The organism is Actinophytocola sp. (assembly GCF_045807065.1).
Lineage (GTDB): Bacteria > Actinomycetota > Actinomycetes > Mycobacteriales > Pseudonocardiaceae > Actinophytocola.
In genome coordinates this window covers 1-9,187 of the sequence record NZ_JBJMIE010000044.1, presented here as the reverse complement: position 1 = coordinate 9,187, position 9,187 = coordinate 1, and the positions used below count along the sequence as shown (strand labels likewise).

The following is a 9,187-nucleotide window of genomic DNA, read 5'->3' as shown; positions in this document are numbered from 1 at the left end:
GGTTGGAGGGAGAGGGATGCGGTGGACCGGGTGGTGGTTGGAGGGAGAGGGATGAGATGGACCGGGTGGTGGTTGGAGGGAGAGAGATGCGATGGGAGCGGGTAGTGAGGGGGCAGCTGGTGAGGAGAGCTGGTGGTGTGGTGGAAGCGGCTGGCGGGGAGATGCGATGCGTGTTACCGGACCGCCGGTGTGGTGAAAGGCGCGTTCGTCAAGTTCGTTGCCTCAACGCACCTTCCTGCTGCGCAGGGAGCCGGGACCCGGGACCCGGGAGCCGCAACCGACGCATCGAGCTTTGCGCCGATCGGGGGGCGACACGATCCGCCTCATGACTACGGTTTGGTCAGCGGCGGATGGTCAGTCGCGGTCGGTGCGTAAGGTTTCGGGGAGCTGGAAAGGTGTGCGCACGTGGTTGAGTCGTCTGCTGGCGGCGAGCTGTCCCGGTCCGAGATCGCCGAGGCCGTCTCGCACGACTACTCGACGAGCAGGACCGGCTCGGTTCCGCTGGACAAGCGGCGGTCGCGGTACCACTTCGTGGCGCTGTGGATCACGCTTGCCGCGGGCTTCACGTACCTGTTCCTCGGGTTCCAGTACCACGACGCGGGCTACTCGCTGGGCAAGGCGATCGGCGCCGGCGCGCTCGGCGGGCTCGCCTACGTCGTCTACGCGGTGCCCGCCGCCTACCTGGGCTCGTCGACCGGGCAGACGCACTCGCTGCTCGCCCGGTCGATCCTCGGCCGGGTCGGCTCGGCGCTGGTCTCGCTGCTGCTGATCGGCATCGCGGCCGGGTGGGCCGCGTTCGCCTTCAACCTGCTCGCCACGCTCTATGACGGCCTGTTCAGCTGGGGCAACGTGGTCCCGATCAGCGTGCTGCTCGCTGTGCTGGGCATCGCCAACAACCTGTTCGGGTTCACCGGGATCGCCGCGTTCGCGCGGTTCGTGGTCGCGCCGGTCATGGTCGTGTGGATCCTGTTCCTCGTCGTCAGGGGCTGGACGGAGATCCCGTCGGCGGCCTCGAGCGTGCCCGACTCCGGCGCTTTGCCCTTCGTCGCGGGCATCGGTGTCGCGATCGGCTCGGTGATGTGGGGCAACGAGCCGGACACCTGGCGCTACGGCAAGCCGCGGCGGACATGGCCGATCCCGCCGTTGGTGGTCGCCGTCGTCATCGGCCTGGTGCTGTTCGTCGCGGGCGGCTGGATGATGGCCGAGCTCTCCGGTGCCGGGCAGTACGACTTCGGGCCCGCCTTCCGCTACGTGGTCGGCTATTCGCTGTTCGGCGCGCTGTGGCTCGGCGCCATCGTGGCCACCGTGCTGCAGGTCGCGATCAACGACGGCAACTACTACGAGATGGTCAACGCCGGGCAGAACCTCGTCGGCCATGCGCGCGGGTGGCAGCGTTGGCACACCTGTCTGGTGATGGCCGTGGTCGCGGCGCTGTTCGCATGGTGGTTCCCACACCTGGAGAACGGGTTCTTCACCGTCGCGGGCTGGTCGTCGATCGCGCTGCCGAGCGCGACGGTGGTGATGTGCGTGGACCGGTTCATGCTGCGGCGGCTGACCAGGCTCGACCGCCCGGTGACGCGGATCCCGACGTGGCGAGACGCGGCCACGGCCAACTGGGCGGGCATCGTGGCGGTGCTCGTGGCGGTGCTGTTCGGCGCGTGGGGCCAGGGTTTGCTGCCGGGCCAGGAGTCGACGCCGTCGGCGGGCCTGGTCCCGGTCGAGGCGTGGCTGCTGGCCGGGGTGCTCTACGCTGGCCTCGCCACCGTAGTCGCACGGATACCGAATGCCACCGTGATGCTGGGGTTCGCCCGTCCGCTGCGCGCGGCGCAGGCAGCTGAGCCGGCACTGGAAGGAGACGCCCCGTCATGACCCGCTCCGCCTCCGAGCTGCTGGACTCGATCCGGCGCGAACTGGCGCCCGGTGAGGCGGAGAACAGGTTCGTGCCGCTGGTCGTCGAGGGCAGGGCGGACAGGGCCGCGGTCGGCGCGCTCGCCGCCGAACAACACCGGATCATCGCCGCGGACTGGCGCAGCTTCCTGACGTTGGCGGCGCGCTCGACCGAGCCCGCCTCCCGGGAGTTCTTCAGCGGGCTCGCCGGCGGCGAAGCGCTGGCGCTGGCGAAGCTGAAGCCGCTCGCCGCTGCCTGCGGTTTCGACGAGGACGCGATCCGCGACCACAAGCCGCAAGCGGGCTGCCAGGCGTACCCCGCGTACGTGTCGTGGCTGGCGCTCAACAGCGACCCGGCCTGCGCCGTCCTCACCCTGGTGGCCAACTTCGCGGCATGGGGTGGCTATTGCGGCGCGATCGCGCAGGGATTGCGCGAGCACTATGGGTTCGACGACGAGGCGTGCGGGTTCTTCGACTTCTTCGCGACTCCGGTGCCTGAGGTGGAGGAGCAGGCACTGGCGGCGGCGCAGGCGGGCATCGACGCGGGCGTCGACCTGTCGCCGGCCATGGAGCAGGGCACCCTGCTGCAGGCTTACGAGCTGATGTTCTGGAACACCCTGGCCAAGGTCTGACCGTCACCGCGCACCGGGCAGCGGGATGAACAGTCCGGCCGACTCGGACTCGTTGAGCCGAGTCAGCCGGCCCACCCGGCCGTTCGCCTCCAGCTCCAGGAACAGGTCGACAACGTCAGGGTCGAACTGGGTCCCACGGCCGCGTACCAGCTCCTGCCGAGCCTCGGCGGGTGTACGCATCACGTGATAGGGCCGGTCGGACAGCATCGCCGCCCACGCGTCGCATACCGCGATCAGCCTCGCCTCGAGGCGGATCGACCGGCCGGAAAGGCCTTGCGGGTAACCGTTTCCGTCGTAGCGCTCGTGGTGCTGGCGGATCACCTCCGCCACGCCCTCGAAGCCCGGCACGGTCGACGCGAGCCGGTAGCCGAAGTCGGGGTGCTCACGCATGATGCGCCAGTCCTCGGCGTCCAGGGCCGACGGCTTGGCGAGGATCGACGTCGGGATGACGATCTTGCCGACGTCGTGCAGCCGGCCGGCGAGTGCCGCGCGGCGGATCGTGGCGAGGTCGCAACCCAGCTCGGCGGCCAGCACCATCGCCCAGAGGCTGATCGCCTTGCTGTGCTGGTAGTTCGACAGCGCGCTGTCGACGTGGTCCGCCGCCCGGCACAGGAACTCGACCGGCTCGGGCTCTTCGTCGCAGACATGCGGGTCCCCGTGCGACGGCACGCCGATGACAACGCGGTCCCGGCCGGCGGCCTTCGCCGCGTACAGCGCCCGGTCGGCGACCGCGATCAGGCTGCCTCCCACGTTGCCGTGGTCCGGGTAACTGGCGACGCCGATCGACACGGTGACCGCGACAGAGGTGTCGCTGGTGACCGCGATCGGGGTGCTCGCCACCTGTTCGCGCAGCCGCTGCGCGATGCCCGGCAGGTCCTCGGGGACCGCGCCGGGCAACAGCAGCGCGAACTCCTCGCCGCCGTAGCGGGCGAGGACATCCCCGGCGCGTGCCGAGGTGCGCAGCCGCGACGCCACCTCGACCAGCGCCGCGTCCCCGGACGGGTGCCCGTACCGGTCGTTGATCGACTTGAACCGGTCGATGTCGACGATGATCACCGCGAGTGGCGCGCCGGATCTCCGTGCGCGCTGGATCTCCATCGGCAGTTGCGCCTCGAAGAACCTCCGCGTGTGCAAGCCGGTGAGTCCGTCGGTGATGGCGAGCCTGCGTTGATCGGCCACCAGCGCGGCCAACCGCGCGATCGCGAGGATGAACAAGATGCCGCAGGCCACCGCGATCACCGGCAGGTCCTGCATGGGCTCGTCCGCGCCACGCACCACCAGTGTCGCCGGCGCGACCAGCGCGGCCACGCACAACGCCACGATGCGGATCGGGCCCAGCTGCTGGTCCTTGACCGGCGACGGGTCGCCGAGCCAGCGCATTGTCGGGTGCAACGCCGCCGCGCCCAGCGACAAGTTGCCTGCGAGCCAGATGGCGTCGAGCCAGTTGCCGATGTGGTAGACCCCGGCCAGCTGCTGGCCGACGTAGATCGTGTCGGCCGTGAAGATCGCCAGTAGGTTCGCGGACAGCAGCGAGAACGACGGCGGCCGCCGTCCCGCGCCGAGCATCAGCCGCAGCGCCACCGCGAGCACCGCGAGGTCCATCACCGGGTAGGCGACCGAGGTCAACTTCACCAGCGCCGGTAGGTCCGCGCGGGCCTGCGGCGCGATCAGGTACAGCCACGAGAGCATCGCCGCCGCGACCGCGAGCACTGCGGCGTCCAGCAGGGCCGGGATGTCCCGGCCCGGGGTGCGGCGGCGGATCAACAACACGAGGGCGACCACGACGAGCGGGTAGTGGCCCAGGTAGAGCGGATCGGCAGCGGACGGGTAGTCGACCAGGCCGAGCAGGTACTGGCGGATGTAGAAGATGCTGTCCGCGATCGCGTACACCAGTTGGCTCGCGCCGAGGAACGACCAGGCGAACCATGGCCTCGGCCGGTTGCGCAGGATCCCCACGCCCACCGCGACCGCGGCGGAAATGCTGGTCAGGCAGTACAGCACCACCCGGACCGCCACTCCAGCGCCGTCGGGCGGAATCAGGTAGTAGCACACGATCGACAATGCGCCGACCGAGAGGTAACCCAACCAGGCCCGGTTGGTGCCCGGCCCGCCCAATGCCATGAGATCCCTTCCTGCCCGGTACGTCCGAGGTCCACGTGGATAATGCCGCATTGCTCGCAGCGCCCACACCTCGGTACCATTACTCCATTCGAGACATCACGGGGGAATTGGAACAACGGTCCGTAGTCAGGATCGTTTGATGCCGGTTTGGCAGTTTCTCGTCTTGATGGTTTCTCGTCAGCCGTTTGCACAGGAGCTCGCCGCTAGCCACAGGCTGTACGTGACCTCGCCCGGTGGCGCGTCAAGGCGAAGAGGCGGAACCTGCGGCGACGTCTACCTAGTGCTGGATTCGGTTCTGCAGTTCTTCGAATGGTCACGAGGGTTGGGTACTGGCAGTCCCGACGCGACGAATTGGTCCATCTATCGTAGTTGTCCCGTTATGCCGGCTGAATGATGCGCCCAGGTCGTTGTCAATGCGACTTGGAAGGCTCTGACCCCAGCTGGACTGGCACCGTTGTGTTCGCGCTTCCGGGCTGGAGCCGGTTCTTGACCGAGAGCACGGCTATGTGAGCTGTCGCCGCGATCAAGCAGAATTCGGTGGAGAATCGCCAGGGACGGGTTGCCCAGTGTCAGGCAGCAACTGGGCCAGGCGTGGGTGTGCGCGACACCGCTGTAGGTGTTCTGCAAGCCGACATGCCCGCCGGGAGCTGGCTCAAGGGCCGATCTGGCATACATCTGGCACGACATGAGGAAGGCCCCGCCGAAGCGAGGCCTGACCTGCGTGAACGTCGGTGGGCGATACTGGGATCGAACCAGTGACCTTTCCGGTGTGAGCGGAACGCTCTCCCGCTGAGCTAATCGCCCCGGTGACGTTGCGGAACATTACCCGATCCACCCGCCGGCCCGTGTGCGGGGGGTCCGTGGTGATCGTTGGGGGCCGACGTGGTACGGGCCCCGCCGGTGACCATCGGCGGGGCCCGTCAGGGAAGAGGGTCAGTGGCCGAAGTAGTAGTTGCCCTGGGTCTGCACGTTCAGCTGGCTCAGGTGCACGAGCCTGGCCGGGTTCGTGCGCGGGTCGTTGATGCTGATCACGTCGAAGCCCTTCTTCAGGTCCGACGCGAAGATGTACCCGTTGTAGTAGTACGCCGACCAGATGCCGCCGCCGGTGGTCGGGTCGGCCGCCGGGCCGCGTTCGAAGAAGCCGATCTTCTTCGGGTGGGCCGAGTTGGTGAAGTCCCACACCTGGACGCCGCCCATGTACCAGGCCTGGACCATGATGTCCCTGCCCGGCACCGGGATCAGCGAGCCGTTGTGGGCCACGCAGTTCTCCGACGGGTCCTGGTAGCGGTCGATCTTGAAGTAGCTGCGGAACACCAGCTTCCGGGCGTCACCGCGGCCGGTGATGTCGTAGATGCCGTCCGCGCCGCGGTCGGGGCCGATCTCGGCGTTGCAGGTGGCCAGGCCGCCGCCACCGAGCTCGTCGGTGAAGACGACCTTGGTGCCCGCGTTGTTGAACGTCGCCGAGTGCCAGAACGCGAAGTGGGTGGTGTCCTCCACCCGGTTGATCACGCGCGGGTTGAGGCGGTCGGAGATGTCGAACAGCACGCCGTCACCCATGCAGGCGCCCGCGGCCAGGTCCTTCTGCGCGTACGCGGTGATGTCGTGGCAGCCCGACGTGTCGACGCCGCCCGAGGTGCCGATGCCGGTGTCGGGACCGTCGTAACCGCCGTCCGGGAACAGCACCGGGGTCGACGCGACCCTGGCGGCCGTCGGGTTGCGCAGCGGGACCTCGACGATCGAGATCAGGTCGTGCGGCGGCTGGCACTTCGAGATCGAGGGCGACGGGCTGTACGAGGACACGTAGAGGTACGCCGTCCGGCCGTCCTTCGACGGGACCAGCGTGTGCGTGTGCGAGCCGCACGAGGTCTCCACGGACTTGATGTAGCGCGGCGCCCGCTTGTCCGACACGTCGAAGATCTTGATGCCCTCCCAGTACGGCTGGGTGCCGTCGTTCTGGGCCGTGGACGTGCAGGAGTTGTCGCTGCGGCGCGAGTCCGTGGACAGGAAGAGCAGGTTGCCGGTGATGGAGATGTCGTTCTGTGAGCCGGGGCACAACACCTGGCTCACGATCTTCGTCTTCTTCGGGCTCCTGATGTCGTAGATCGTGAAGCCGTCGTAGTTGCCGACGAACGCGTACCGCCCCTGGAACGCGATGTCGGTGCCGACGGACGTGGTGTTGGCCAGGGGCGAGGTCCGTGGGATGTTCAGCTCGTGCTTCATGTTCGGGCTGGTGACGATCTGGTCCGGCGCCGGGATGTCCTGGGCGGACGCCCCGGGGGCCGAGATCAGGCCGAGAGCCAGTGTGGCGACACCGATCGCCGCGACGGACACTCTTCGGCGCCAGCCGTGCAGGGTCGAGCTCACGACAGGGGTCCCCTCCTCGTGCTGTTGGGATGACACATTATGAGCAGGTAAGTCAGGAATAAACTAGATCTAATCCGATGATGTGCCGGCAGATGGGAAACCGTTTTCCTGTGAGCGAGACATACTGGACATACCGCCGGATGTTGCCCCTGGTCGCCGCGGTGCTCGCGCTCGGTCCGCTGGCCGCCTGCAGCACTACGCCGCCCCCGCCGAGCAACCCCGGACCGGTGATCGTTCCTGGTAAACCAGGGGAAGAAGCGAGCACGATCCCGCCGGGACAGGCCACCGGGATGGCGGCGCCGCAGCCCAACGACGCCGACAAGAACTTCGTCCAGAACATGATCGTTCATCACCAACAGGCGGTGTGGATGTCGGACCTGGCGCCGGAGCGTGCATCGTCAAGGGATGTTAAAGAACTGGCAAGCCGCATCTCCGACGTGCAGGGCCTCGAGATCGACGCCATGAACCGCTGGCTGTCCGAGCACACGATCCCGACCGTCAATCCCACCGCGCCCGACCACCACACCGGCGGCGACCACGCCGCGATGCCGGGCATGGCCACGGACGAGCAGCTCCAGCAGCTGCGTGACGCCAGGGGAGAGGCCTTCGACAAGCTCTGGCTGCGGCTGATGATCAACCACCACCAGGGTGCGATCACCATGGCCGAGGAGGTCAGGCAGTCGGGGAGCGACGTGCGGGTGCAGGAGATCGCCGACGACGTGGTCGCCGAGCAGACCGACGAGATCCGCACCATGCAGCGTTGGCTGAACGGCTGAGGTACTCCGCACCCACGGCTGCGGTGCACCGCAGTCGAAGGCCGCGGAAACCCGCAGGCCAAAGCCGGAGGCCGCTCGATAGCATCGACAGTGCCCGCGCCGGCTTGCGCGGGCTGTCACCACTGTCGCAACCTCGAGGAGTCACCGTGTCCGAGCCGCGTCCGCCTGCCGCTGAACCCACCCCGCGCGTGGTGGTGCCGGCCGGCACCACGGCGGGCGCAGCAGTCCGCGAGGCCGGGCTGCCCGGCAGGGGACCCGACGCGATCGTCGTGGTCCGCGACGTCGACGGCCGCCTGCGCGACCTGTCCTGGACCCCGGACGCCGACGCCCAGGTCGAGCCGGTCGCCGCCGACACCGAGGACGGCCGCGCCGTCATCCGGCACTCGGCGGCCCACGTGCTCGCCCAGGCGGTGCAGCAACAGTTCCCGGAGGCCAAGCTCGGCATCGGGCCGCCGGTGCGGGACGGCTTCTACTACGACTTCGACGTCGACAAGCCGTTCACCCCAGAGGACCTGCAGGCGCTCGAGAAGCGCATGAAGCAGATCGTCAAGGCCTCGCAGCGGTTCTCCCGCCGTGTCCTCGAGTCGGTCGACGCGGCCAAGCAGGAGTTGGCCGCCGAGCCGTACAAGCTGGAGCTGGTCGACCTCAAGTCGGACGTGGACACCGATGAGGTCATGGAGGTCGGCGCCGGCGAGCTGACCGTCTACGACAACCTCGACCCGCGCAGCGGCGAGCAGGTGTGGGGCGACCTGTGCCGGGGTCCGCACGTGCCGACCACCAAGCACATCCCGGCGTTCAAGCTGACCCGCGTCGCGGCCGCGTACTGGCGCGGCAGCGAGCAGAACCCGCAGCTGCAGCGCATCTACGGCACCGCGTGGGAGTCGCAGGAGGCCCAGGACGCGTACCTGGAGCGGCTGGCCGAGGCCGAGCGGCGCGACCACCGCAAGCTGGGTGCCGAGCTGGACCTGTTCTCGTTCCCGGAGAAGATCGGGTCCGGGCTGCCGGTGTTCCACCCCAAGGGCGGCATCATCCGCCGCGAGATGGAGAACTACTCGCGCCGGCGGCACGAGGAGGCCGGCTACGAGTTCGTGAACACCCCGCACATCTCCAAGAGCGACCTGTTCTACACCTCGGGCCACCTGCCGTACTACGCCGACACCATGTTCCCGCCGCTCAAGCTGGAGGGCGAGGAGTACTACCTCAAGGCGATGAACTGCCCGATGCACCACCTGATCTTCGACTCGCGCGGGCGGTCCTACCGGGAGCTGCCGCTGCGCCTGTTCGAGTTCGGCACGGTGTACCGGTACGAGAAGTCCGGCGTCATCCAGGGCCTCACCCGCGTGCGTGGCTTGACCCAGGACGACTCGCACAGCTACGTGACGCCCGAGCAGGCGCCGGGCGAGGTCC

6 protein-coding genes and 1 tRNA gene are annotated in these 9,187 nt (G+C 68.4%); 4 read left to right on the top strand and 3 right to left on the bottom strand.

Going from position 1 to position 9,187, the window contains the following annotated elements; translation table 11 throughout:
• Positions 1-405 precede the first annotated feature (405 nt).
• Together ACJ73U_RS02685 and ACJ73U_RS02680 are read left to right on the top strand one after the other, a co-directional pair.
• A complete protein-coding gene (locus ACJ73U_RS02685; protein WP_407775881.1) occupies positions 406-1,869 on the top strand; it encodes a cytosine permease in 1,464 nt (487 codons plus the stop codon).
• Positions 1,866-2,519, top strand: a complete 654-nt coding sequence (locus ACJ73U_RS02680; protein ID WP_407775880.1) for a transcriptional regulator — start codon at positions 1,866-1,868, stop codon at positions 2,517-2,519. The genes ACJ73U_RS02685 and ACJ73U_RS02680 overlap by 4 nt, the downstream gene beginning before the upstream one ends.
• A 3-nt stretch (positions 2,520-2,522) precedes the next feature.
• Here the strand turns inward: ACJ73U_RS02680 and ACJ73U_RS02675 are convergent, their stop codons facing one another.
• The 3 genes from ACJ73U_RS02675 to ACJ73U_RS02665 form a co-directional block, all read right to left on the bottom strand.
• Complete coding sequence (locus tag ACJ73U_RS02675) at positions 2,523-4,640, bottom strand: diguanylate cyclase (RefSeq protein WP_407775879.1); 2,118 nt, start codon at positions 4,638-4,640, stop codon at positions 2,523-2,525.
• 732 nt (positions 4,641-5,372) lie between these two features.
• A tRNA-Val gene (locus ACJ73U_RS02670) sits at positions 5,373-5,444 on the bottom strand.
• 129 nt (positions 5,445-5,573) lie between these two features.
• The gene (locus tag ACJ73U_RS02665; RefSeq protein WP_407775882.1) at positions 5,574-6,992 is read right to left on the bottom strand and encodes an LVIVD repeat-containing protein; all 1,419 of its coding nucleotides are present in this window, start codon (positions 6,990-6,992) and stop codon (positions 5,574-5,576) included.
• Positions 6,993-7,114: 122 nt separating this feature from the next.
• On the opposite strand from ACJ73U_RS02665, the gene ACJ73U_RS02660 reads away from it, so the two are divergent.
• Together ACJ73U_RS02660 and ACJ73U_RS02655 are read left to right on the top strand one after the other, a co-directional pair.
• The gene (locus ACJ73U_RS02660) at positions 7,115-7,780 is read left to right on the top strand and encodes a DUF305 domain-containing protein (RefSeq protein ID WP_407775878.1); all 666 of its coding nucleotides are present in this window, start codon (positions 7,115-7,117) and stop codon (positions 7,778-7,780) included.
• Between the two features lie 146 nt (positions 7,781-7,926).
• A partial coding sequence (locus tag ACJ73U_RS02655; protein WP_407775877.1) for an aminoacyl--tRNA ligase-related protein occupies positions 7,927-9,187 on the top strand: 1,261 nt, incomplete at its 3' end.

Excerpts from the sequence above, each read along its gene's own strand:
- ACJ73U_RS02675 (WP_407775879.1), bottom strand. The coding sequence starts at position 4,640 with ATGGCATTGGGCGGGCCGGGCACCAACCGGGCCTGGTTGGGTTACCTC.
- ACJ73U_RS02680 (WP_407775880.1), top strand. The coding sequence starts at position 1,866 with ATGACCCGCTCCGCCTCCGAGCTGCTGGACTCGATCCGGCGCGAACTG.